This is a genomic window from Pseudoalteromonas sp. ND6B, assembly GCF_000764215.1.
GTDB lineage: Bacteria > Pseudomonadota > Gammaproteobacteria > Enterobacterales > Alteromonadaceae > Pseudoalteromonas > Pseudoalteromonas tetraodonis.
Genome location: NZ_JQFL01000035.1, coordinates 193083 through 218713, shown reverse-complemented (window position 1 = coordinate 218713; position 25631 = coordinate 193083). Strand labels below are relative to the sequence as shown.

Annotated in this window: 24 protein-coding genes; 13 read left to right on the top strand and 11 right to left on the bottom strand. The window is 41.0% G+C overall.

The window, feature by feature from the left end; all coding sequences use genetic code 11:
• Positions 1 to 24: 24 nt before the first annotated feature.
• Together ND6B_RS10020 and ND6B_RS10025 are read right to left on the bottom strand one after the other, a co-directional pair.
• A complete protein-coding gene (locus ND6B_RS10020; RefSeq protein WP_033103429.1) occupies positions 25 to 918 on the bottom strand; it encodes a hypothetical protein in 894 nt (297 codons plus the stop codon).
• Between the two features lie 57 nt (positions 919 to 975).
• Positions 976 to 2046: a hypothetical protein gene (locus ND6B_RS10025; RefSeq protein WP_033103428.1), complete on the bottom strand. Its 1071-nt coding sequence runs from the start codon at positions 2044 to 2046 to the stop codon at positions 976 to 978.
• A 390-nt stretch (positions 2047 to 2436) separates the two neighbouring features.
• On the opposite strand from ND6B_RS10025, the gene gloA reads away from it, so the two are divergent.
• Entirely contained in the window at positions 2437 to 2964 is a 528-nt protein-coding gene (gene gloA, locus ND6B_RS10030) for a lactoylglutathione lyase (protein WP_033103427.1), read from the top strand.
• A 73-nt stretch (positions 2965 to 3037) separates the two neighbouring features.
• On the opposite strand, the gene htpX is transcribed toward gloA, so the two are convergent.
• The 5 genes from htpX to bioB form a co-directional block, all read right to left on the bottom strand.
• A complete protein-coding gene (gene htpX / locus ND6B_RS10035; protein ID WP_033103426.1) occupies positions 3038 to 3901 on the bottom strand; it encodes a protease HtpX in 864 nt (287 codons plus the stop codon).
• Between the two features lie 139 nt (positions 3902 to 4040).
• Positions 4041 to 4724 (bottom strand): dethiobiotin synthase, encoded by a 684-nt coding sequence (gene bioD, locus ND6B_RS10040; RefSeq protein ID WP_033103425.1) that lies wholly within the window; start codon positions 4722 to 4724, stop codon positions 4041 to 4043.
• A gap of 18 nt (positions 4725 to 4742) precedes the next feature.
• Positions 4743 to 5561 (bottom strand): methyltransferase domain-containing protein, encoded by an 819-nt coding sequence (locus ND6B_RS10045; RefSeq protein ID WP_033103424.1) that lies wholly within the window; start codon positions 5559 to 5561, stop codon positions 4743 to 4745.
• Positions 5558 to 6712: an aminotransferase class I/II-fold pyridoxal phosphate-dependent enzyme gene (locus tag ND6B_RS10050; RefSeq protein WP_033103423.1), complete on the bottom strand. Its 1155-nt coding sequence runs from the start codon at positions 6710 to 6712 to the stop codon at positions 5558 to 5560. The genes ND6B_RS10045 and ND6B_RS10050 overlap by 4 nt, the downstream gene beginning before the upstream one ends.
• A 55-nt stretch (positions 6713 to 6767) precedes the next feature.
• Positions 6768 to 7808 carry a biotin synthase BioB gene (gene bioB / locus ND6B_RS10055; protein ID WP_033103422.1) on the bottom strand — a complete coding sequence of 347 codons (1041 nt, stop codon included), beginning with the start codon at positions 7806 to 7808 and terminating at the stop codon, positions 6768 to 6770.
• Positions 7809 to 7903: 95 nt separating this feature from the next.
• On the opposite strand from bioB, the gene bioA reads away from it, so the two are divergent.
• From bioA to ND6B_RS10085, 6 genes are all read left to right on the top strand, one after another.
• Complete coding sequence (gene bioA / locus ND6B_RS10060) at positions 7904 to 9205, top strand: adenosylmethionine--8-amino-7-oxononanoate transaminase (RefSeq protein WP_033103421.1); 1302 nt, start codon at positions 7904 to 7906, stop codon at positions 9203 to 9205.
• A 180-nt stretch (positions 9206 to 9385) separates the two neighbouring features.
• Positions 9386 to 10198, top strand: a complete 813-nt coding sequence (locus tag ND6B_RS10065; RefSeq protein ID WP_013464977.1) for a hypothetical protein — start codon at positions 9386 to 9388, stop codon at positions 10196 to 10198.
• Positions 10199 to 11245 (top strand): extracellular solute-binding protein, encoded by a 1047-nt coding sequence (locus ND6B_RS10070; protein WP_033103420.1) that lies wholly within the window; start codon positions 10199 to 10201, stop codon positions 11243 to 11245.
• Positions 11245 to 12744 carry an ABC transporter permease gene (locus ND6B_RS10075; protein WP_024602540.1) on the top strand — a complete coding sequence of 500 codons (1500 nt, stop codon included), beginning with the start codon at positions 11245 to 11247 and terminating at the stop codon, positions 12742 to 12744. Before ND6B_RS10070 ends, ND6B_RS10075 begins: the two co-directional genes overlap by 1 nt.
• Positions 12745 to 12757: 13 nt before the next feature.
• Positions 12758 to 13771, top strand: coding sequence for an ABC transporter ATP-binding protein (locus tag ND6B_RS10080; RefSeq protein ID WP_033103419.1), 1014 nt, complete (start codon positions 12758 to 12760; stop codon positions 13769 to 13771).
• Positions 13772 to 13798: 27 nt separating this feature from the next.
• Entirely contained in the window at positions 13799 to 14428 is a 630-nt protein-coding gene (locus ND6B_RS10085; RefSeq protein ID WP_033103418.1) for a Vat family streptogramin A O-acetyltransferase, read from the top strand.
• A 3-nt stretch (positions 14429 to 14431) separates the two neighbouring features.
• Here ND6B_RS10085 and ND6B_RS10090 read toward each other — a convergent pair whose 3' ends face one another.
• Positions 14432 to 14866 carry an AAA family ATPase gene (locus ND6B_RS10090; RefSeq protein WP_013464982.1) on the bottom strand — a complete coding sequence of 145 codons (435 nt, stop codon included), beginning with the start codon at positions 14864 to 14866 and terminating at the stop codon, positions 14432 to 14434.
• Between the two features lie 291 nt (positions 14867 to 15157).
• On the opposite strand from ND6B_RS10090, the gene asnS reads away from it, so the two are divergent.
• On the top strand, positions 15158 to 16555 hold the full coding sequence (gene asnS / locus ND6B_RS10095; protein ID WP_013464983.1) for an asparagine--tRNA ligase: 1398 nt from the start codon (positions 15158 to 15160) through the stop codon (positions 16553 to 16555).
• Between the two features lie 57 nt (positions 16556 to 16612).
• Here asnS and ND6B_RS10100 read toward each other — a convergent pair whose 3' ends face one another.
• The 3 genes from ND6B_RS10100 to ND6B_RS10110 all read right to left on the bottom strand — a co-directional run bounded on the left by ND6B_RS10100 (position 16613) and on the right by ND6B_RS10110 (position 19556).
• Positions 16613 to 17692, bottom strand: a complete 1080-nt coding sequence (locus ND6B_RS10100; RefSeq protein ID WP_033103417.1) for an acyltransferase family protein — start codon at positions 17690 to 17692, stop codon at positions 16613 to 16615.
• Positions 17693 to 17879: 187 nt separating this feature from the next.
• Positions 17880 to 18806, bottom strand: a complete 927-nt coding sequence (locus ND6B_RS10105) for an electron transfer flavoprotein subunit alpha/FixB family protein (RefSeq protein WP_033103416.1) — start codon at positions 18804 to 18806, stop codon at positions 17880 to 17882.
• The gene (locus ND6B_RS10110; protein WP_033103415.1) at positions 18807 to 19556 is read right to left on the bottom strand and encodes an electron transfer flavoprotein subunit beta/FixA family protein; all 750 of its coding nucleotides are present in this window, start codon (positions 19554 to 19556) and stop codon (positions 18807 to 18809) included. It abuts the gene before it with no gap.
• A gap of 219 nt (positions 19557 to 19775) precedes the next feature.
• Between ND6B_RS10110 and ND6B_RS10115 the strand changes: the two genes are divergently transcribed.
• From ND6B_RS10115 to ND6B_RS10135, 5 genes are all read left to right on the top strand, one after another.
• Complete coding sequence (locus tag ND6B_RS10115) at positions 19776 to 21422, top strand: electron transfer flavoprotein-ubiquinone oxidoreductase (RefSeq protein ID WP_033103414.1); 1647 nt, start codon at positions 19776 to 19778, stop codon at positions 21420 to 21422.
• Between the two features lie 101 nt (positions 21423 to 21523).
• Positions 21524 to 21988 (top strand): acyl-CoA thioesterase, encoded by a 465-nt coding sequence (locus ND6B_RS10120; protein WP_024602547.1) that lies wholly within the window; start codon positions 21524 to 21526, stop codon positions 21986 to 21988.
• A 250-nt stretch (positions 21989 to 22238) separates the two neighbouring features.
• Entirely contained in the window at positions 22239 to 22808 is a 570-nt protein-coding gene (locus tag ND6B_RS10125; RefSeq protein WP_033103413.1) for an outer membrane beta-barrel protein, read from the top strand.
• Positions 22809 to 22980: 172 nt separating this feature from the next.
• On the top strand, positions 22981 to 23685 hold the full coding sequence (gene tsaA, locus ND6B_RS10130) for a tRNA (N6-threonylcarbamoyladenosine(37)-N6)-methyltransferase TrmO (RefSeq protein WP_033103412.1): 705 nt from the start codon (positions 22981 to 22983) through the stop codon (positions 23683 to 23685).
• Positions 23686 to 23814: 129 nt separating this feature from the next.
• Positions 23815 to 25539, top strand: coding sequence for a proline--tRNA ligase (locus ND6B_RS10135; protein WP_033103411.1), 1725 nt, complete (start codon positions 23815 to 23817; stop codon positions 25537 to 25539).
• Positions 25540 to 25631 lie beyond the last annotated feature (92 nt).

Genomic DNA, 25631 nt, shown 5'->3' with positions numbered 1-25631 from the left:
ACCCCATTTGTTATTAAGGCCTTGTTATGAGTGTACTACACAGCCCTCTACACTCCTTTGATTCAAGGTGAATTCAGCATTAAAATGTTCATTTAAAGCCACTTGAATATCCTCAATAGTTACGTTGCTTTTTAGGTATGTAAATCCATGCAAACTCAACGAACCAGACACATCACTCTTTATAGAGAATAATCCTTCTATTAAATCAACTGCTTCTAGACTTTGCCAGCAAAAAGGAACGACACCAGAGTGAACAAATGTATTAGTCCATGTATTTATTGCTTTCAATAAGTCTATACATACAGGAAACTCTATAAAGTTAGGATTGTTAGCAAAAAAAGCTAGTAGAGAATTTATTGGGACAAACTTAAACCCTCCACCAACTTTCTCGACCTTTTCCAAGCCAATCATATTTTTTAACTTAATTTCGATAGATTGACGTATTAAAGTTGGCATTGTAGAAAAGTTAAAGTTTCTACAAGTCGTTTCAGCTATGTGTTTGTGGGTAAAGTATGAAAACTTCGCATGTAGAAAGAATTGATGACTTGATAGATAGTTATCACGGCTAACTTGATTGTCTAAGGCCAAACGGCCACCTGAAATTTGATCAAGTAATGAAATGTCAGAAATTAATTCTTTGGTAAGTAGCACCAGATCGTTTTCAGTTAGAATATTTTGATAATATTCGTTGAACTTAGACTCTCCGTTAGTAACTTTCTCAATTTGATTGCAAGCTGACTTACATTGCGCTTCAAACCAGTCTTCGTTTATATCACTACTGTACAGGTGAGAAAGGTATTGTCCTGTATTTTTATTTTTTAAGTAATTTTCCAACTTAACCTTTAAGCCGATAAGATTTGACTTATTGTGCTCTAGATTACGCATTGCAATTTTATCCACTTCTTCTGAAATATTCACATGTGTTCCTTACACTCATAACGCCGCATTCAGCGGCTTGTCCGCTGCAATGCTTTGTTATGAGTTTTTTATACTCTTGATTAAGTTACCTATCTGCTCAACACCATCAAAAGTGCTCGGCAATTTTTCTGGATCGGAAAGAACTCCACTAAAAATTAGACTTTCGAACTTTTCTAAGGCGCTTGAATCTTGCTTTTTCATCTCAGAAGAGTAACCAGTGTAGCTCTGAATAAATTGGCAAAGCGTTTGCCGTAGTTCAATTTGCATTATCTGGGCTTTGACCGACCGATGGTTTAAAAGTATGACCCTAAAGAAATAGATAAGAATTATTTCTATGGAAATTACAGGAATAAGAATAAGCAAGTGCTCCATGCCTAAAGGCTTCCCACTGTAAATACCCACCACAGACAAAACTATTTCAGTAACCAGTGGCGCTAAGATAAGCAAGCCCATTCCAATTAGTGACAAGAATAACCAAAAAGCCTCTTTAGCCTTCTTTTCAGCCAGTGCAGAAAAGCCTTGGTATAGTCCTACGAAGTTAAATCCGATTTTATACTCTTCTAACTTGTCTTTTAATGCGTTGGCTGCTGATTCTTTTGATGTTATTTCTCCATCCCATTGCTCTTTTAGTTTTTCAGCTTCGAGTTTCTTTTGCTCGAAATCTTTGAATACACCAATATTAGCGTCATTAATAAAGTCTTTTGCAATATTAGCTGGCATAACATAAGAGGCATAAATTATTTGCGATCTAACATCGTCATCCATTTTTCCACTGTCATGCTCTATTTTACTTTTAAGTGACCTTAGCTCCATGCTCAGTTCTTTACCCGGCCCCACAAGAAAATCAAATTCGCAGAGAAACCTATAGGACATACAGTAAATATGATCAATATGTGTTGGTTTTGATTGATCGAAATCTCTTAGCCACTGAAGAAATTGGTCACCAATATGCTTAATATTAAATGTGCATCTTTCTTCCCAGCCTTCTGGCGACTTATAAATGTATCCAATTATTTCTCTTGAAATCGACAAGCGCATAGCTCTTGATTCGTCTTCAATATGAGCTGCTTCAGCTTTACGAAGAAAGCTTGCCAAGACTTTTGCATTGTCTTCATTCTTAAAGAACATCGATACTCCAATTATCTACGGGTAACTCATAACAATTTTGTCTAAGACATTTGTCGTTTTATAAACCGACAAATGTCCATATATTACATTGCATTTATCTTAGCCCTCAAATAAACACCTGTAAACAACTAGTTAACTTCGGCTCATACTTCATAAATGCACAAATACCCCAAAATGGGGGAGATCAGTAATATTGGACAAAATGCCATACACTGTATAAATATACAGCACCCATAAATATGCCATTTTTCGCTTATAAAACACTCAGCTCAATGCTTGGTAATTTAGCTCGATGGTTTTAATTTTTGCTGCTGTTGATTATGATGAGCGTATACCCTGCCTTTTTAAATCCATTAAGGTTTTTTCAGTCATTTCATTAAGGATTATCTCATGTCTAGCTATAACGAATCTCCAAGGCAAATTGCACAAGCCACTGAGGGCTATGTGATGCAGCAAACTATGTTGCGTATTAAAGATCCAAAACCGTCGCTGGCATTTTATGAAAACGTATTGGGCATGAAACTATTAGGAAAGTACGACTTTCCTGGTATGGAGTTTACTTTGTACTTTTTAGGCTATGAGCAAGATATGCCAAAAGGCGATAATAAAGAAAAAACCCAGTGGGTGTTTCGCCGCCCTGCGCTGATTGAACTTACCCATAACTGGGGTACTGAAAACGACGACAGCTTTAGCGGTTATCACAGTGGTAATGAAGAACCAAAAGGCTTTGGCCATATTGGTATTAGCGTGCCCGATGTATACGCTGCCTGTGAGCGCTTTGCTAAATACGATGTGGAGTTTGTAAAACAGCCAGACGGTGGCTCAATGAAGGGCCTTGCCTTTATTAAAGACCCAGACGGTTACTGGATTGAAATACTCTCGCCAGAGGGCATTACTGACATAATTCAATCGCAATAAAAACCATTAAACATAAAAAAGCCTGCAAATGCAGGCTTTTTGTTTACAAGTACTGTGAAAAACTTGAATTTTTTTAACGACGTAGTGCGTCTATACGTGCATCAAGCGGTGGGTGAGATGAAAACAACTCAGCCATGCCTTTACCACTGGCAATACCAAAGGCCATCATTGAGCCTTCTAATTGCGATGGGTGGTTTTGCTTTAATCGCTCAAGGGCTGAACGCATTTTGTCTGCGCCAACCAACTGAGCTGCGCCGTTATCGGCTGCAAATTCACGTTTACGGCTGTAATGGGCAACCACTATGCTCGCCAATACACCAAATAATACTTGGAATAACATATCGAATAAGAAGTAAGTCCAGCTGCTGCCGCCCTCTTCTTCATCGCTATTGATAAAGTTGTCAACAATGCCAGCCAGCACTTTCGCGGCAAAAATAACAAAGGTATTAACCACACCTTGAATAAGCGTGAGCGTTACCATGTCGCCATTAGCCACATGCGATACTTCGTGCGCCAATACGGCTTCGGCTTGATCTTGGCTCATGTTATGTAATAAACCCGTACTTACCGCCACCAGCGAATTATTTTTACTCGGGCCCGTTGCAAACGCGTTCATTTCTGGGCTGTCGTAAATAGCCACTTCTGGCATGTTAATACCGGCTTTTTTAGCTTGAGCAGCCACAGTGCTTACCAGCCATTGTTCGGTTTCGGTACGAGGTTGGGTGATCACTTGCGCACCAGTTGATTTTTTGGCGATCCATTTAGACATAAATAACGAAATAAACGATCCACCAAAACCAAATACAGTCGCAATTAGTAAAATTCCGCCAAGGCTACGATGGCTTAAGCCCAGCGCACTCATTATTATTGAAAGCACCACACCTAATACCAACATAACCGCGAGGTTAGTTAATAAAAACAAAAATACACGTTTCATACGAGTTCTCCAAAAATAACATTTATTGCTGAGCGATTTACTATGTTTGATCGGCTTTGAGCAATCACTGCGTTATGACACACTATGTCATAACGTCAGCGCTATTCTGTGACAAACTATGTCGCAACACAAGGGTTATTTATGGATTTATCGATAATTTTTCAAGCAGGGTTTTATAAATTTTTAATTTAGGGGTTTGCTCTGTGTATGGGCTAATGGCAAGCAGTGGAAATGGTAAACGTGTTTTCAGTGAATCTAGGTTTGCTTGGTATTCATCCATAGTGGCATCAACTTGGTTTGCAATCCACCCTACACAATTAATCCCTAAGCTTTGCATGTGTGCAGCAGTGAGTAAAGCATGATTAATACAGCCTAGTTTCATCCCCACCACTAATATTACGGGTAGTTGCTCTGCTTTTACCCAGTCGTATAAATATTCGTTGTTATTAATAGGTAATGCCCAGCCGCCAGCGCCTTCGGTTAACAGGTAATCGGCACCTTGCTGCTTAACATGTTGATAAGCCATGCTGAGCTTTTCTACTGTTATGTTTAGTCCCGCATGCTCTGCAGCTATATGGGGAGCTATTGGCGGCTCAAATGCAAATGGGTTAATTATGTCGTATTTAGCGCTGACTGTGGCACTTTCCATTAGCATTAGTGCATCGGCGTTTACGAGCTGCTCAAACGCCATTTCACACCCAGAGGCAATCGGCTTAAAACCTATGGCGCGCTTTTTATGTTGCGCGAGTAACTTTAACAGCAAACTGGTTACATGAGTTTTACCGGCGTCGGTATCGGTACCGGTAATAAAAAACTGGTTCATGGCATGGCCTTATTATTTTTACTGGGCTTTTTCTAATGATAACAATACTACATGGTAAGATACATGGGCTTTATTGTTTACAAGCGGATAGGCATCACAGACTTTTTTTAGTGCTGATTTAGTTAATAAACCACGACGACTTGTTGCATGATTTTGTGTGGTGGCACCAATGGCTTTAATCGATTTTATAGCCGCTAATGCACTGCTGTGCTGATCGGTATAGATGACTTTTTTTGATACGTTGATCTTAAACCCGGCCTTTTCGACCGATTGGTTTATATTATTATGGCTTGCAAACTGATTAATATGATTATGTGAATCAAGCACTTCAAAGGCGGTTTTGATTTCGTTTAATGACCCTGCAACAACCGTACTAATATAGGCTTGCCCGCCTGGTTTTAATGCTTGGTAAAGCGAGTGCATTAAGGCTTCTAAATTAGCAGACCACTGCAGCGCAAAATTACTAAATAGCACGTCAATACTGTTAGCTTGCAGCGGTAAATTATCCATGTCGGCGCACAGTTTTGGGGTGTTTAAATCACTGCTTTTTAGCATGTTAAAACTTAAATCTATGGCAACAACTTGGCCAAATAATGCCCTTAAAGCCTGAGTATTAACAAGCGGCCCTGCCCCTAGGTCAACACAGAGCTTTTTAGGGTTTGCAGTAATGAGTTTAAATAAATCATTTGCCGCTTGTTTTTGCACATTAGCATGCTGGCTATACTTGTTTGCTGCTTTTGAAAAGTTATGCGCTGTGGTTTTTTTTAAAGCCCGAGTCGCTAAATACACTGTAGTGGGATTAAGTGGCTTAGTTTTAATTGCCTGCGGGCTTATCATGAAATAACCTTTTGTAAACCACCAACGAGTTGTTTTATATCGTCATGGGTGTGGGCTGCACTTAAGGTAATACGCAAACGCGAGGTATTGTGTAAAACAGTTGGCGGGCGAATAGCCGTTAGCCAAATGCCCTGCTGCTTTAGTTGCTCACTGGCTTTTAACGTTTGCTCGGCGCAACCTAAAACAATTGGTTGAATCGCGGTGTTAGAGTCCATTAGCGCAATGTGCTGCTCTTTAGCTAGGCGTTTAAACAGCGCAATATTAGCGTTTAATTTAGCTCGCTTGTCGTTGGCGTCTCTTATGCTTTTGATACGCGCCAAAGTATGAGAGGCAATAAACGGCGACATAGCGGTTGAGTAGGTATAATCACGATTAAACTGCAGCATGTAATCTATAAAATGCTGCGAACCTAATACGCACGCCCCACTACTAGCAACCGCTTTACCAAAGGTGATCACTAAAATATCGGGCAAGGTGTCGGCTGCAATTAAGGCTTCACAACTGCCTAGCCCCGATTTTCCTAAAGCACCAAAACCATGGGCATCGTCTATCATTAGCCAGGCGTTATGCTGCTTTGCTAAGGTAAATAGCGCTTTAATTGGCGCGGTATCACCATCCATGGAGAACACACCTTCAGACACAATGAGCTTATTGCGCGCTTTTGATTTTTCTAGCCGTGAGCGTAAATGGTTTATATCGTTATGGTTAAAGCGTATTAACGCGGCGTTGGCGTGTAATGCGCCATCAATTAAACTGGCGTGATTGAGTTTATCTTGAAAAATCGCACTGTGTTGCGCTGTCGCTTTATCTTGAAACAAGGCTTTTATCACACTGCTATTTGCGCTAAAGCCCGAATTAAACAACATGCCTGCTTCATAACCCAAAGCACTGCATAAAGCTTGCTCAAGCGCTTGCTGTGGCTGTTGATAACCCGTCACTAATGCTGAACTGTGGCTACCGAGTAATGGCGCACTGGTTAACTCCACCGGCGAATCGCCAAACCCTAAGTAATCGTTACTCGCAAAGTTAAGGTAGGTTTTATCATTAACCGTAATAGTGCGCGCCGTTGCGCTTTGCACTACATAGCGTTTACGCAATAGCTGTTGTGCTTTGCGTTCATCTAAATGAGTGTTTATAAATTCAAATGACATAAATGCTTTAACCTTCAACGCGATACTTTAAACCATTACCATAGTACTGAGCACTTTACGCTTCGTAAAATAATTCTGCGGTTGCTTTATCAGCCACTTGCGATGACAAAGACGCAGCAACGGCTTCATCAGAATAGTCTTCGGCTGTTTCTGGGTTCATCCCGAGCTTTTTAATTAATTGCATGTCGGCATCGGCTTCTGGGTTTTCTGTAGTAAGAAGTTTATCACCATAAAATATAGAGTTAGCACCGGCAAAAAAGCACATTGATTGCATTTGCTCGTTCATTGCATTACGTCCTGCTGATAAACGTACGTAGCTATGGGGCATCATAATACGTGCTGTGGCTATGGTACGAATAAACTCAAACTGATCTAAGTCATCAACGTTTTCAAGCGGTGTTCCTTTTACCTTTACTAGCATATTAATTGGCACGCTTTCGGGCTGCTGGGGTAAATTAGCTAACTGCATTAATAAGCCATAGCGGTCGCTTGCTTGCTCACCCATACCGACAATACCGCCGGAGCAGACTTTCATACCAGCGTCTCGCACATTACCAATGGTGTCTAAACGATCTTGGAATGTCCGAGTTGATATAATTTGCTCATAGTATTCAGGTGAGGTGTCGAGGTTGTGGTTATAGTAATCAAGGCCAGCATCACGCAGTGCATGGGCTTTTTCGTTATTTAACATGCCTAAAGTCATACAGGTTTCAAGGCCAAGGGCTTTTACTTCTTTTACCATTTGCGAAATGTATGGCATGTCCCTGTCTTTTGGATCTGACCATGCTGCCCCCATACAAAAACGGGTAGCGCCTTTTTGTTTTGCTAACCGCGCTTGCTCTACCACTTTTTCAACCTCTATGAGGCGCTCGCGTTCTAAATCAGTTTTGTAATGACCCGATTGCGGGCAATATTTACAGTCTTCTGGGCAGGCACCGGTTTTAATAGATAACAACGTAGAAATTTGTACTTCGTTTGGATTAAAATTAGCGCGATGCACAGAGGCGGCTTTAAATAATAAATCGTTAAATGGCATTTCAAATAAGGCTTTCACCTCACTGTGGGTCCAATCGTGTCGAACTGTTGCAAGCTCCATAATACTCTCTTTTATTTTTTGCTCTTGGTGTTATTGGCTTAGAATACGTATTGCCGTACCATTGTCAACGAAGCCCACTTAGTTAAAGTTTACATATGATTAATAAACAAACGATAGACCTTGATTTTGATCGTCAGCACATTTGGCACCCCTACACCTCAATGACTCAACCTATTCCGGTTTACCCCGTAACGTATGCAAGTCACAACCTTATTCACTTAGAAACGGGCGAACAACTTATTGACGGTATGGCCTCATGGTGGAGTGCTATTCACGGCTATAACCATCCGGTTTTAAATGAAGCGATGCAAGCCCAAATAAATAAAATGAGCCATGTAATGTTTGGTGGCATAACCCACCAGCCGGCAGTAGAGCTCTGTAAAAAGCTGGTAGCGATAACGCCAGAGGGATTAACAAAGGTGTTTTTAGCCGACAGTGGCTCAGTAAGTGTGGAAGTAGCGATAAAAATGGCGCTGCAATATTGGTTAAGCCAAGGGGTTACAACAAAACAAAAATTAATGACCCCGTTCAAAGGCTACCATGGCGATACGTTAGCAGCGATGAGTGTGTGCGATCCTATTAATTCTATGCATAGTTTGTACGCTGGTTTTTTGCCTGAGCATATTTTTGTGCCTGCCCCTATTAGCCAGTTTAATGGTGAGTTTAATCAAGCTGAGGCCGATGAACTCGAAAGCTATTTTTTAAAGCACCACCAGCAAGTCGCCGCGTTTATTATTGAACCTATTGTGCAAAACGCCGGGGGGATGAATTTTTATCATCCTGAGTATTTAGCCTGTGTGCGTAAGTTCTGCACTCAATATGATGTGCTGCTTATTTGCGATGAAATTGCCACCGGATTTGGCCGCACCGGCAAATTGTTTGCTGTAGAGCATGCCAATATAGAGCCCGATATACTGTGTATAGGTAAAGCGCTGACTGGTGGCGCAATGACCCTTTCGGCAACCATAACTAGCGACAAAATAGCCACAGGAATCAGCGAAGGAGAAGCTGGGGTTTTGATGCACGGGCCTACATTTATGGGAAATCCGCTGGCCTGCGCTGTTGCCTGCGCCAGTATTGATTTATTACTAAGCCAAAACTGGCAACACCGTATCAGCGAAATAAATACTCAATTACAGCAGCTGCATAAATGCCAAGCGCTCAGCGCCGTGGCGAATGTACGTACTTTAGGAGCTATTGGCGTAGTAGAGCTTACAGAAGAGGCTGGTAGCATTGATGTCGCTAAAATTCAGGCTTATTTTGTATCTCAAGGAGTATGGATACGCCCCTTTGGTAAGCTAATTTATCTAATGCCACCGTATATAAGTGACAAAAACAGTATTCGCGCTTTATGTGATACTATTTATAACGCCATAAAAGGTAAACATTACGTATAGATAGGTTAACTATTATTAAGGGTTACGTTAAAATTTATGCAAATAATTAGTTTGCTGCCTATTCGTCCCAAAACATTGGGATTTTTAGCCCTGACCTGTCATTTAGTGTGTTGATCTGAGTGATCTTTAGGGATATGATAATGCCTATCATTTACAATAACATTTATGGACTCACTTGCTATGAAAATATTACTTAAGCCTGCCAAGACATTAAGTGCAAGTTTTTTACTCGCCTCTGCGATTTTTGCACAACCTGTATTTGCTAATGGCCCTATTGGTGAGCATGTTAATCACCTTCAAGCTAATTTAAAAACTTACAATGAAGACGTTGAATGGATGATCTCTAAAGTCGATACCATGGTAAGCGATTACGAGAAAAAAGGCGCAAAAGCAGTTAATAGTGATGATTTGGTTGAGTACTGGGAATCAGTTAAATTCCACAGCGCAATAGAAACTAATTACGTGCCTGTCTATGCCTCTATTTGGCAAGGTTTGTATGGCATAAAAATGGCTATCGATAATAAAAAACCAGCGCTAGAAGTACGCAAACAACAACAAGCAATGAATAATGCCCTATGGCAAGGATTAGGCGCAGTTAAACTGGCGGCTAAGTTTCAACAAAAAGGGTTACTAGATAGCGTTAAAGCAACAGCAACCAAAGAAATGACGCAAAGCGCGACTATCGACGAAATTAAACATAAATTAGACCGAGTGGTCGCTAAATACGCAGAACGTTTAAGCGATGAAGCCACCAACATAGTGCACGACACTTACCTACATTTATTTGAAGGTGTTGAAGGTACACTAATTGAGCAAGACGCGAAGTTAGTAGAAGTTCTAGAAAAAGACTTTAACGTAACACTTCCACAAGCAATTTCTAATAATAAAAGTGTTGATGAAGTTCGTGATGTGGTTGTTGATATGCAAACCAAACTAAGCCGCGCTCAAACGCTGATTGAAAAAGCAGAAAAAGCACGTAAGGATGTATTTTAAGTGAAACGCAGAACCTTTATTCAAGGCTTAGCTGCGTTAGGGGTAGCGGGTGCTTTACCGCTATCGCTTTCACGCGCTTTTGCCGCTGATATTGCTATTGCAAACCCCGTGTCTGTTGATACATTGCCTAAATTAAAAGGTGCATTGACGCTTTATTTAGGCCGTGGTGAAGGTGGCTTATACGAAAACGTATTACAAGCCATTCAAAAAAAGAACCCTGATCTTGACCTTGCCATTCGTCGCGGCCCTACCGCAGCGCTTGCCAACACCATTGTTGCCGAAGCAAATGCAGGGGTTAAACGTGCCGACTTATTTTGGGCTGTCGATTCGGGCGCTATTGGTTTAGTTACCGATGCGGGCCTTGCCAAGCCCATGCCGAGTGATTTATCAGCGCAATTACAGCCACAATTTAGATACGATGAATGGGCACCTGTAACTGGTCGTATACGTACTTTGCCTTTTAATACTGAGCGTTTAACCAAAGAGCAAATTCCAACAAGCATTATGGAAATAGCCGACAGTGATTTAAGTATTGGTTGGGCGCCTGCTTATGCTTCTTTTCAATCGTTCATTACTGCTATGCGACTTTTAGAAGGTGATGATAAAACTGCTAAGTGGCTCAAAAAAGTTAAAAAACGTTCTAAAACCTACGCCGGTGAACTCGGTGTGGTAATGGGCGTTGAACGTGGTGAAGTAGACATTGGTTTTGCCAATCATTACTACACGCTGCGCTTAAAATCAGGTAAACCCGATGCAAAACTTGATTTAGCCTTTACGCAAAATGATGCTGGCTGTTTAGTTAACGCTTCAGGTATTTTATCGTTATCTGAAGACCCACTGGCAATCAACTTTATGCGCTATTTACTTAGCATTGAAGTGCAAAGTTATTTAGCAAGCGAAGCCTATGAAATCCCTTTGGTTAATGGCATTACTCAACCCGATGGATTGCCTAAGTTAACCAGTATTTCGCCACCTAAAATTGATTTAACCCAGTTGGCTGATTTACGCCCAACTATAGATTTAATGCGCAGCAGCGGCGTTTTATAATGCGAATACCTACATCTTACCCAATGGCGCTGCTTGCAGCGCTAGTGACCCTGACCCCTATTTTTGTTTTAATTACGCTTGCCTCTGACGCAAGCTCTTTTTTTGATAGCCATAATTTAACTATTTTAGGCAATACCCTGTCGTTAATGGGATTAACTGTATTAGGTTCAATTTTAATTGGTGTGCCCTTGGCATTCATTAGCGCCTATGTGCAGTTACCGTTTAAAAAGTTTTGGCTGGTGGTGTTTGCAGCCCCGCTTGCTATTCCCAGTTACATTGGCGCTTTTACGCTTTATGCTGCATTTGGTCCCGGCGGTGAAATAAACAACTTACTTGGTTTTGAAACCCCTTCTATGTATGGCTTAACGGGAGCCGCCATTGTCATGACCTTGTATACTTTTCCGTTTGTTATGATGACTACCCGTTCGTCTTTACTTAGTTTAGATGCCAGTATGGTCAACGCTGCTCGCACACTGGGTATGTCGATGACGCAAAGCGTATTTAAAGTTATTTTACCCCGCGTAATAAATGGCATTGCTGCAGGGTCATTATTGGTTGCGCTGTATACCTTATCTGACTTTGGTACCCCCGCAATGATGCGCTTAGATACGTTTACCCGTGTTATTTATGTGGAATACAATGCTTTTGCCTTAAGCCGTGCGGCTATGTTGTCACTGCAACTGATGGTGATTGTTGGCTTTTTATTAATGATTGAATCACAAATAAAAACCGCCTCAGAGCGTCAAGGTCGTTCGCTTATTTTATTCCCTAAAAAATGGCAACTAGGCGCTATGTTTGCCACCTTTGCACCTATTTTGTTACTCGCTATTGGCCTACCTTTAGCAGTATTTACTTTGTGGTTAGTGCGTGATGGCTTTAGCTCGTTTGATTTTAGTATTGCCTGGCATTCAACTTACGCTTCAGCCATTGCGGCTATTGTTACGGTTATTGTTGCCATTCCGGTTGCCCATGCGGCTTTAAGTGGTAAGGCCGGTAAAGTAATGGAACGCGTTACTTACTTTGGTTTTGGTATTCCGGGTATTGTTATGGGCACAGCGCTTGTGTATGGCGGCTTACAACTGCCCTTTTTATATCAAACGCTGGGCTTATTGATTATTGCTTATATGCTACGTTTTTTACCACTTGCGGTAGGTTCTGTGCGTACCAGCACCGAGCACCTTGACCCTAGTTTGGTAAAATCAGCGCGGGTATTAGGCGCAAACCCGCGCGAAGCCTTTACGCGTATTACTTTGCCCCTAACTATGCGTGGTATTATTGCAGGTGGGGCCTTGGTCTTTTTAGAGTCAATGCGTGAATTAGAAGCCACACTTTTATTAGGCCCCACCGGCTTTGAAACGCTTTCTACCTACTTATGGCGTGTTTATGAAGCTGGTTATTTTGGCCGTGCTGCTATTCCTGGCTTATTGTTGGTGGTGATTTCTGCGGGTGCTTTAGCTATTATGATGTCTGGCGAAAAACGCAACCAGTTTGAACATTAAGGATTTATAAAAAATGCTATCTGTAAGTCAGTTGTCTATAGATTATGGCAGTAACCGTGTTGTTAGCGATTTAAATTTCACCCTAGGTGAAAGCGAAATATTAATGCTTGTTGGTCCAACAGGTTGCGGAAAAAGTACGATTTTACAAGCGCTAGCGGGGCTTTTACCGATTAGCGACGGTGAAATTAAAGTGGCTAAATGGACTGCTACGCCAAAACATACTGTGGCGCCTGAAAAACGCAGCGTGGGTATGGTGTTTCAAGACTTTGCATTGTTTCCCCATTTAACGGTTGAACAAAACGTATGTTTTAAATTAAAAGACACCAGCCCTGCCGATCACTGGTTAAAACTTCTTGGTTTAGATGCATTTAGGCATAAAAAACCAGCCACACTGTCAGGCGGGCAAAAGCAACGCGTAGCATTAGCGCGTACCCTAGCCCACCAACCTGACTTTGTATTACTTGATGAGCCGTTATCTAACCTTGATGCTGCCTTAAAAGATATGTTGCGTTGGGATATCCGTAACGCATTAAAAGAAGCTGGCGTACCGGCAATTTGGGTAACGCACGATCAAGAAGAAGCGCTTTCGGTGGGCGATCGTGTGGGTGTTTTAAAAGGCGGTAAAATACAACAAATTGACACCCCAGAGCAGTGTTTTAGTACCCCAAACAACCGCTTTGTGGCCCGCTTTTTAGGTGAAGCCAGCTTTATAAAAGGAACCCTAAATAACGGCCAAGCGCTTACTGATATTGGTAATGTACCTGCAAACGGCGTTGATTGTGACACTGGTGAGGTAGAAGTTCTACTTCGTCCAGATGATGTATTATTAGTACAAAGCAGTATTGGTAATAATGGTGAAGTAATTTGGGTACGCTTTGAAGGCGGTAGCCGTTTATGCGCGGTTAAACTTGCATGCGAAACCGTGGTAACTAGCCGAGTAAGCCATGAGGTGGTTGTACACCCAGGTGACAAGGTACATGTTTCGCTCAGTACATCTCACCCATTGGCGGCATTTAAAAGCGTGTAGCCTATTTATCTTACTTGAGAGGAAACCATGAACGGACCAAATCCAAACAATCCATCACCTATGGACGGTTTTCCTCAAGTAGGTTATTTAAAAAACTTTATTAAGTCACCTAATATAGAAGTAGGTGATTACACGTATTACGACGACCCTGATGGGCCTGAACATTTTGAAAAAAATGTGCTCTACCATTTCGATTTTATCGGAGACCGTCTCATTATTGGTAAGTTTTGCGCCATAGCTAAAGACGTTACTTTTATAATGAATGGGGCTAACCATCAAACCTCCGGCTTTTCTACTTATCCATTTTTTATATTTGGCAACGGTTGGGAAAAGTCTGCTCCTCAACAAGGTGACTTACCTTTCAAGGGCAATACTGAAATAGGTAATGATGTATGGATTGGTTACAACGCCACTATTATGCCGGGGGTAAAAATTGGCAGCGGCGCCATCATAGCGAGTAAATCTGTGGTAACCAATGATGTACCTGCCTATAGCATTGTAGCCGGTAATCCTGCAAAAGTAATAAAAAAGCGTTTTAATGAAACAACTATCAATCAACTTTTAGCGATTGCATGGTGGGATTGGAGCAGTGAAAAAATCACCGCTCATTTAGATGCCATTACCCACGCTGATATAGACGTATTAGCTAACATTTAATAATTACCACTCAAACATGTAGGCCATTTTACTAATGGTTTTAAGCGGTATGTTATGGCTGTTGCGCTTGGCATATAAGTGCTGCATTGATTTGTCTTTTACTTCACCAACAATCACTTCTTTTACTTGATACCCTAAAGCTATCGCTGCTTGCGAATAGGCAATGAATTCCCATTTTTTAATGTTAGTGTTATCAACAATAACCAGTTCAATACCTTGTGCTAACGCGTTAATAAAACGTGCTAGGTTTAGGTTGTGGTATTGCGATAATTTAAACTTATCAAAATGATACTCACCCTGCTCGTTTACAAAGTAATCATCTGTTGAGCAAATAAAATAATTGCTTTCATCTGCGCCCGATAATTCGTCAGCGAGATTTTGCGCATAATATGACTTACCACTGCCTGGCAGTCCTCGTAAAATAAAAACTTGTTTCATAGCATCCATTTTTTATTAATGGTAAACGTTAATTCGGTTTGATTACTAATAATGCCACAAATTGATGAATTTTCAGAGTAACAAATGGTAATAGTAGCCATTTAACACTAAAAACTGGTTAAAAAAACCGCGCATGACTAAAAACTTTTAAAGAGTTGCCCACAACAGTTTTTTTATTTTACTTTACTAGGTATTATACAAGGTTCAAGTGCAGTGACCTCAAATGCTAAAAAGCATGAGTAACGCACAGTTAATTTATATAGTTAGGCAACTTATATCATTGGAGTGAAGATGAGCCATTTAGCGATTTCAGAGCTATTAAAAGGCAATGTTGCGGTAGACAGCCAAGTAACCATTAAAGGCTGGATCCGTACACGCCGCGATTCAAAAGCAGGAATATCATTTTTAGCCGTTCATGACGGTTCGTGTTTTGATCCTATTCAAGCGGTAGTTCCTAATTCACTGAATAATTATGATGAAGTTACAAGCTTAACAGCAGGCTGTTCTGTGTCGGTTACCGGTGTATTAGTACAATCAGCAGGACAAGGGCAATCTTTCGAAATTCAAGCTAACTCAGTGACTGTGTTAGGTTGGGTTGAAAATCCAGACACTTACCCAATGTCGGCTAAGCGCCACAGCATTGAGTATTTACGTGAGCACGCTCACCTTCGCCCGCGCACCAATATGATTGGCGCAGTAACGCGTGTACGTAACTGTTTAGCGCAAGCGATTCATCGTTTTTACCATGAGCAAGGTTTTTACTGGATCAGCACACCAATCATCACAGCCAGTGACTGTGAAGGCGCAGGTGAAATGTTTCGCGTATCAACCCTTGATATGCAAAACCTGCCAATGACAGATAAAGGCGAAATTGATTACAGCGAAGACTTTTTTGGTAAAGAAGCATTCCTAACGGTATCTGGCCAGCTAAACGGTGAAACATATGCGTCAGCTATGTCTAAAATTTACACCTTTGGTCCTACGTTCCGTGCAGAGAATTCAAATACATCTCGCCACTTAGCTGAATTTTGGATGGTAGAGCCAGAAGTTGCGTTTGCTGATTTAGAAGATATCGCAAAATTGGCTGAAAACATGCTTAAGTACGTGTTTAAAGCGGTATTAGAAGAACGCCGTGACGACATGGAGTTTTTTGCTCAACGTATCGAAAAAACAGCCATTAGCCGTTTAGAAGAATTTGTTGAAAAAGACTTCGCACAAGTTGATTACACAGACGCTGTAGAAATTCTAAAAGCATGTGGCAAGAAATTTGAGTACGCTGTTGAATGGGGTGTAGATTTACAGTCTGAGCACGAGCGTTACCTAGCAGAAGAACACTTTAAAGCACCGGTTGTTATTAAAAACTACCCGCGCGATATTAAAGCATTTTACATGCGTCAAAACGAAGACGGCAAAACTGTTGCGGCTATGGACGTAGTAGCACCTGGCATTGGTGAGATCATTGGTGGTTCACAACGTGAAGAGCGTCTTGATGTATTAGATGCACGCCTTGACGAAATGGGCTTAAACAAAGAAGACTACAGCTGGTACCGCGACCTACGTAAATACGGTAGCGTGCCACACTCTGGCTTTGGTTTAGGGTTTGAGCGCTTAGTTGCTTATGTTACCGGTATGGGTAACGTACGTGATGTAATTGCATTCCCTCGTACTAAAGGCAGCGCAACGTACTAAGCCACGCTTTGTAACGTTAAATAAAAAAACCAACCTACGGGTTGGTTTTTTATTGTCCTAAATCTTTATAAATATCTTTCGCTTATAAAGCATATTTGAAATTAACCAAAAGCCAATAACATGTAATAAAGCAAAGGTGAACGATGCCAATTTAGTGCTCATAACTAAAGCGAGTTGCTGATACATCCAATCCCCCAAGTTTAGCTCGCCAATATTAACCAGTGAATAGCTCACTACCCACACACCCGATAACACATAAATAAACAACGGATTCGAGCCATACACAATTAATGGATTAACAAGACGTTCGGGTTTTACTATGTCGCAAAGCCACACAAAAAAGGCCAGTACAATACAGGCAATCCCTGAGGTGTAAATAACGAAGGTACTGGTCCAAAGCGATTTATTAATTGGCATAATCAGCGAGCCTAATTGCCCTAAAGCGATACCAACAACCCCAATGACCAACAAACGCTTAATACTTGTCCATTGACTGCTAGAGCTGGTAAGTAAACGGGTAACCTCAAAGCCAAATACAACACTTACTACACTTGGTAAGGTGCTCAAAAGCCCTTCTGGATCAAACGCTAATCCTTTACCTTGCCACAAATGCGATTCACCTAATACCGCTATATCAACCGATCTAACCAGGTTGTTCTCTAGTGTATAGGCATTATTAGAACCAACACTTAAAAGCAGTAACCAATATGCAATTAAAATAACAACCGATAAGCTGATCACCCCTCGCCTGTTGAGTAACAATACACAGATAGACGCTAAAATATAGGCAATGCCTATTCGCTGTAATACGCCCAGTATTCTTAAGTTTTCAATGCTCGTGGTAAAGGGATAAATATTTAACGCTAAGCCAATAGCAAAAATAATTGCTCCTCGTTTTATCAGCCGTAACACTTGGCTTGCATTAGCTGTGCTGTTGGTTTTTTTAAATGAAAAAAACATCGCAGAGCCAATAATAAACATGAAAAACGGAAAAATTACATCCGTTGGTGTACACCCATGCCAATCGGCATGAAGTAAAGGTGCATACACGTGGGACCACGAACCCGGTGTATTTACCAGTATCATTAATGCGATGGTTAACCCCCGCATAGCATCAAGCGCTTTATACCTTGTCATTTTGGCTCCTATTTAATAATTTGTATGACTACAAATGACAACGCTGTCACTTTGTTATAAAAAAAAGCCAAGCGCAAGTAATTTAGATAAGTGGCGTTATTGAATTAAAAAAGCCGCAGAATCAAGAATGAAACGGCGGCTTTAAATCAGAATATTTAACTTTATATAATGCTGTGGTTATTAAACTTTATAAAGCTTGTTCAAGTTCAGGTAATACATCAAATAAATCAGCAACTAAACCGTAATCAGCCACTTGGAAAATAGGCGCATCTGAGTCTTTATTTATGGCCACAATAATTTTTGAGTCTTTCATGCCTGCTAAATGCTGAATTGCACCACTAATACCCACCGCTATGTATAAATTAGGCGCTACAATTTTACCTGTTTGGCCTACTTGCATATCGTTAGGGACAAAGCCTGCGTCAACCGCTGCACGTGAAGCGCCAATTGCAGCACCCAGCTTATCGGCAATACCATTAAGTAGCGCAAAGTTTTCACCATTTTGCATACCTCGACCACCTGAAATAACCACATCAGCTGCAGTGAGCTCTGGGCGTTCAGATTCGGTTTGCTCAACACTAACAAAGCTACTTAACTGTGAATCAGAGACCGTATCTAAGGTTGTGACATTAGCTGGCGCTTGTTCGCCTTGTAAATCAAAGCTACTTGCACGCACGGTGATCACTTTTTTACTATCGAGTGATTTAACCGTTGCAATGGCATTACCCGCGTATATTGGGCGTTTAAACGTGTCTGCGTCAATAACATCAATAATTTCTGAAATTTGTGCAACATCTAATAATGCGGCAACACGCGGCATAAAGTTTTTACCTGTCGTTGTGGCACTTGCCACGATATGGCTATACTCATCTGCAAGTGATAACACTAGCTCTGTCATGCTTTCAGCAAGTTGATGTTCGTACACCGCGTTATCTGCAAGTAATACATTTGTAACACCCTCAATGCTCGCAAGTGACTCACTCATGGCACCTAAGTTTATGCCAGCTAACAATACATCGACATCAAAGCCTAATTTTTTAGCGGCGTTAATGGTTTTTGAGGTTTCTGGTTTTAAGGCACCGTTATCGTGCTCTGCAATTACAAGAGTTTTCATTTAAATCACCTTTGCCTCTGTTTTAAGTTTTTCTACAAGCTGTGCAACGTCTTCAACAATAATCCCGCCGCTGCGTTTTGCTGGTTCTTCTACATGAACGACTTCAATACGCGGGGCTAAATCTACACCTAGCGAATCAGCCGCTATAACTTCTAACGGCTTACGTTTGGCTTTCATAATATTAGGTAGCGACGCATAACGTGGCTCATTCAAACGTAAATCGGTGGTGACTATTGCGGGTAAATTAAGTGCAACAGTTTGCAAACCGCCATCAACTTCGCGGGTTACATTCACTTTGCCATTTTCAATAACGACTTTTGAAGCAAATGTACCTTGGCCGCGATTAGTTAATGCTGCTAGCATTTGACCTGTTTGATTATTATCAGAGTCGATAGATTGCTTGCCTAAAATAACCAGCTCAGGAGATTCTTGCTCAACCACTTTCGCAAGTAACTTTGCAATATGGAGAGATTCTAGGTTTTGCTCGGTTTCAACATGAATCGCTTTATCAGCGCCAAGGGCAAGTGCTGTGCGTAATTGCTCTTGTGATGCTTTAGCGCCAATAGTCACAACAACCACTTCGCTTGCAATACCCGCTTCTTTTAAACGAATCGCTTCTTCTACCGCAATTTCACAAAATGGGTTCATTGCCATTTTTACGTTTGTTAAATCAACACCGCTGTTATCAGGTTTAACGCGAGCTTTTACGTTGTAATCAATCACTCTTTTTATTGGTACGAGAACTTTCATAGGGACTCCATAATTATTTAAACCTATAAGCTAACGTCTACGTCAACCTATTTATTTTATGAAATCAGACTACTTCCTGTTGACGTAAACGTCAACCTAAAATAACCTTAAACTATTCACAACCTGTAACGATTAATTTGCATAACAAAGAAACAGGTTGCTTAGCTTACTTTTTGCCTATAGGGCAAGAGTGAGTCCGTCATAGATAAAGAGGTTATTATGATTGAACGCGAAACCATGGAATTTGATGTTGTTGTTGTTGGGGCAGGCCCTGCGGGGCTTTCAACAGCAATTAAACTCGCGCAGCAAGCACAAGAAAAACAACAAGAGTGCATGATTTGTGTGGTTGAAAAAGGCTCAGAAGTGGGCGCGCATGTATTATCGGGTGCTGTTTTTGAAACCAAAGCATTGGATGAACTACTGCAAAACTGGCAAGAATTGGGCGCGCCTGTTACGACTAAAGTCCAAAGCGATGAAATTTATTGGTTTAATAACGAACAAAAAGCAACCTCTATTCCTCATTTTGCAACCCCAAACACATTTCATAATAACGGTAACTACATTGTTTCTATGGGGAATGTATGTCGTTGGCTTGCTGAACAAGCAGAAAGCTTAGGCGTTGAAATTTTTCCAGGCTTTAGTGCTCATTCACTTATTATTGAAGATGATGTTGTTAAAGGCATTATTACCGGTGATATGGGGCTGGATAAAAATGGCGACGAAAAAGACGGTTACATGCCGGGTATGGAGTTACGTGCTAAATACACGGTATTTGCTGAGGGCTGTCGCGGCCATTTAGGTAAGCAACTGATCAATCAGTTTGCTTTAGACGATGAATGCTCGCCACAGCATTACGGTTTAGGCTTTAAAGAAATTTGGCAAGTGGATGAATCTAAACATCAGCTTGGTAAAGTAGTTCACGGAACCGGTTGGCCATTGAGTGGCGATACTGGCGGTGGTGCTTTTATGTATCATAGCGAAAACAACCAAGTGGTGGTTGGTTTAATTGTTGATTTAAATTATTCAAATCCACATTTAAGCCCATTTGATGAGTTTCAGCGCTTAAAACACCACCCGGTATTTAAAAACACTCTCGAAGGGGGTGAGCGTATAGCTTATGGTGCGCGCGCCATTGCCAAAGGCGGTTTACACTCTTTACCTAAAATGCATTTCCCGGGTGGCTTGTTAGTGGGCTGTGATGCAGGCACGCTTAATTTTGCAAAAATTAAAGGTAATCATACGGCTATGAAGTCAGGCATGATAGCCGCTGAGGTCATTTTTAATGCGCTACAAAACGATTTAGCTAACACTGATTTAACCCAGTACACCGCTGAGTTTAAAAAGTCATGGGCGTATAAAGAGCTGTATCAATCTCGTAACTTTGGCCCTGCAATGCATACATTAGGTAAATTTGCAGGCGGCGCATACAACACCCTTGATCAAAACATATTTAAGGGTGCCCTACCGTTTAGTTTTAAAGATAACGTACCCGATCACGCCACTTTAAAAGACGCTGATCAAGCTGAAAAGATTGCCTATCCGAAGCCTGATGGCAAACTCAGCTTTGATAAGCTTTCTTCGGTATTTTTATCAAACACTAATCATGAAGAATCGCAGCCGTGTCATTTAAAACTCAAAGATGCATCAATTCCGATTAAGGTAAATTTAGTCAAATTTGATGAACCTGCACAGCGATACTGCCCTGCCGGCGTTTATGAAGTACAAGAAGTCGAAGGCGAGCAAGTCTTTGTGATCAATGCACAAAACTGTGTGCATTGTAAAACCTGTGATATTAAAGATCCGAACCAAAATATCACCTGGGTCACCCCTGAAGGTGCTGGCGGTCCTAACTACCCCAATATGTAACAACCTTTCTAAAGAAATTATAAACTTATCCTAAATTGCAGGGGCTTCGGCCCCTTTTTTGCGCTATGCTGTTAAGCAATATGAATAAATGAGAGTGTGTTATGGCGTCGTCGAGTGTAATTTTTCGTTTTTTAGCAGAGCCTACCGATGTAAATTTTGGTGGTAAGGTGCATGGTGGTGTGGTCATGAAGTGGATTGACCAAGCAGGCTATGCCTGTGCTGCAGGTTGGAGCGGTCATTACTGCGTAACCGTATCGGTTGCGGGCGTTAAGTTTAGCCGTCCTATTTTGGTTGGCCAAATTGTTGAAGTGGAAGCCAAAATTGCACACACCGGTAAAACCAGTATGCAAATTTTCATACAAGTACGCTGTGGCGACCCTAAAACCCAAAACTTAGTTGAAACTAATCATTGTGTAATAAGTTTTGTTGCTATGGATGAGACGGGTTACCCTGTTGCCGTTCCTGAATTCACATCTGTTACTGACGAAGATAAAAAGCTAGAAAATTACGCCATTAAAATGAAACAAATAGCGATAGAAACAGAAAACTTACTTTATCAAGTTTAATTAAGTACCTTTTGCAGGTATGTATAATCTACAACAAGCTGTAAATTCTACAATTTTTATTTTTTTACAAATTAACAGTACGCTTAACAGCTGGATGTTTTGCGTACTTAAACCACCAAAAAAGTTCAATAAATACACTTTAAGAGCAAATATTGAACAAAAAAATTATTGGCATGTTCACTGCAATTAGTAAATCGACGTTTGATAAATCTATCGAACATTAGATTTTATTTTTTAAAGGAGCTATACAATGATTAAAACACTTTCTCTCTCTGCACTTGCTTTAGCAACACTGGGTTTTAATTCAGCAGCACAGGCTGATGTTACCGACATGGACTCTCCACGTATTTATACGGGTATTGGTTACGGCCAATATTCATTTCAGTTTGAAGATAGCGAAAACGACACCGATTTCGATGACGATGCGCAAATGTTAAAAGGTTATATCGGTACTCAATTTAATGAACATTTAAGCCTTGAACTTGCCTATCAAAATTTTGATGAAGTGAGTGACATAGACAGTAAAGCAGAAATCGATGGGGTATCACTAGCAGCGCGTTTTGCAGCGCCAATCACTGAAGATTTTTCTGTTTATGCAAAAGGCGGTTGGTTTGAATGGGATGCTGATGTAACTCAAGAACTACCAGTAGGCAGCGTTAGCGTATCACAAGACGGTGGTGACGTATTTTATGGTGCAGGTATTGAATATGCTTTCACAACCAATATGCAAGTGCGTTTAGAGTATGAGCGTTACGAATTAGATGATGATATTGATCCAGAAATGGACGTTGCGTCAGTATCTTTCCAATATATGTTTTAATAACAACTCAATAGTTGCAATGTAAGGGTAAGGCTAGGTTTAGCCTTGCCCTTTTTTATTCCACATTTAAACCAATCAGTCTAAACTCTCTTTATGCTGATTATATTAAGCTAATGCCAGCAACGTTAATAAAAGGTAGAATAACGCTCTATTTTTTCTATAACCGAGCATTATGAGCGATTATCAAATTTCAGCTATTGGCCATATCCAATCACCGTATAAACAAAAATTTGCCATTCCTAGACAACCTCGATTAGTGCCTGAAGCAAAAGCTAAACTAATTTTTGCTCCAGATTTTAATCGTGAAGAATTTGTTCGTGGTTTAGATGAATTTAGCCACATTTGGCTGTTATTTCGTTTTCATGAAACCGCGGATAAAGGCTATTCAGCAATGGTGCGCCCGCCGCGCCTTGGTGGTAATGAACGTAAAGGCGTTTTTGCTACCCGCGCCACATTCAGACCTAACGCTATAGGGATGAGTGCTGTTAAGTTAGAGGGAATTGAATACAAAAATGGGCAGTTAGCGTTATTGCTCGCCGGTATTGATTTACTTGATGGTACACCTATTGTTGATATTAAGCCTTATTTGCCCTATTCAGACGCTTTACCTGATGCCAGTGCAGGCTTTGCCGACACGCGCCCAGAAACTCACATGAGTGTTGAATTTAGTGAGCAAGCTTTGGAATTTATAAATAAACAAAGCCACTATCCTGAGCTACAAGCGTTTATCAGCAATGTGCTAAAACAAGATCCTCGCCCAGCGTATAAAAAGCAAAAACAAGGCATGCAAAGTTATGGTATGAATTTGTATGAATACAATATTACTTGGCAAGTGACTGATTCTCATCATCTGGTTACTCATATTGAGCTCAGTTAAGCTAACTTTAAAGCCCTGCTATGGCTATAAAATTCGATAAAAAATCACTTAGCGCTTTAGTGTCAATGCAACCGCTGGTAAACTGAGCGCCTTAATTAAAAGAACATATCACTCTATTTCGGAAAAAACATGCGTACTAGTCAATATATACTCGCTACACTTAAAGAAACGCCATCAGATGCGGAAATTGTATCGCATCAATTAATGCTTAGAGCCGGAATGATCCGTCGCGTCGCTTCGGGTTTATACACTTGGCTACCCTCTGGTTTACGTGTGCTTAGAAAAGTAGAAAACATTGTACGCGAAGAAATGGATAAAGCAGGCGCAATTGAAATGCTCATGCCAGTAATTCAACCGGCTGACTTATGGGAAGAGTCTGGCCGCTGGAGTGAGTTTGGTCCAGAGCTTATGCGCTTTACCGATCGTCACAATCGTGAATTTGCCATGGGCCCTACCCATGAAGAAGTGATCACCGATTTTGTCCGCAAAGAAATTAACAGCTACAAACAACTACCAATTACTTTGTACCAAGTACAAACTAAAGTACGTGACGAACGTCGTCCGCGCTTTGGTGTTATGCGTGCTCGTGAATTTACTATGAAAGATGCCTACTCATTCCATTTAACCGATGAATGTTTAGATGCAACTTATCAAGTTATGCACAAAGCCTACTGTAATATTTTTGAACGTTTAGGCCTTGATTTCCGCCCTGTTATTGCTGATACCGGCTCTATAGGCGGTAGTGTATCGCATGAGTTTCACGTACTTGCTGAATCTGGCGAAGACGCTATTGCCTTTAGTGATGCTAGTGACTATGCCGCTAATATTGAAAAAGCAGAAGCGCTAGCGCCAACTGAATCGCGCCCTGAAGCAAGTAAAGAGTTAAAAGCATTCCCAACGCCTGATGCTAAAACAATTAATGAGCTGAAAAAACACTATGGTGTAAAACCACATCGCGGTGTTAAAACACTGATTGTTTATGGCGCCCCTGATGAAGACGGAAAACGTGGCTTAGTAGCACTAGTACTGCGTGGCGATCACGAGCTTAATGAACTTAAAGCTGAAAAACACCCACTGGTTGCTGCACCATTAGAAATGGCAACCGAGGCTGATATTGTGGCTGCCATTGGCGCAAAACCGGGTTCTTTAGGCCCTGTTGGCTTAAACATGCCAATTATTGTTGATAGAACGGCGAATGTAATGGCTGATTTTGTAGCTGGCGCAAACAAAGACGATGAGCACTTTAGTGGTATTAACTGGGATCGCGACGTAACAGACTACGAGGTTGCTGATATCCGTAATATTGTTGAGGGCGATCCTAGCCCGTGTGGTCAAGGCACGTTGCAAATTAAGCGCGGTATTGAAGTTGGTCATATTTTCCAACTAGGTACTAAATACTCAGAAGCAATGAAAGCAGGTGTATTAAGCGAATCGGGTAAAAACCAAACAATGACTATGGGTTGTTATGGTATTGGTGTATCGCGCGTAGTTGCCGCTGCCATTGAGCAAAATAACGACCAATACGGTATTACCTGGCCTAAAGCCATCGCCCCTTTCGATTTAGCAATTGTGCCAATGAATATGCATAAATCGCATCGTATTCCTGATATTGCTAATAATCTATATCAAGGTTTGAAAGATGCAGGTTTAGATGTGCTATTTGATGACCGTAAAGAGCGCCCTGGTGTTATGTTTAACGACATGGAATTACTCGGTGTACCTTACACGCTTGTAATTGGTGAGCGTAACCTTGATGAAAACAAGGTAGAACTTAAAAACCGCCGCACTGGTGAAAAGCTAATGATAGATATTGATAGCGCGATTGAAACAATCAAAAATCAATTTAATGCATAAGCTTAAAATTAATAAAAAAAACCGCTGTATGATTTTTTCATATAGCGGTTTTTTATTAATTTCTGTAAGCCAAGCTCGATTTTTTAAGTACT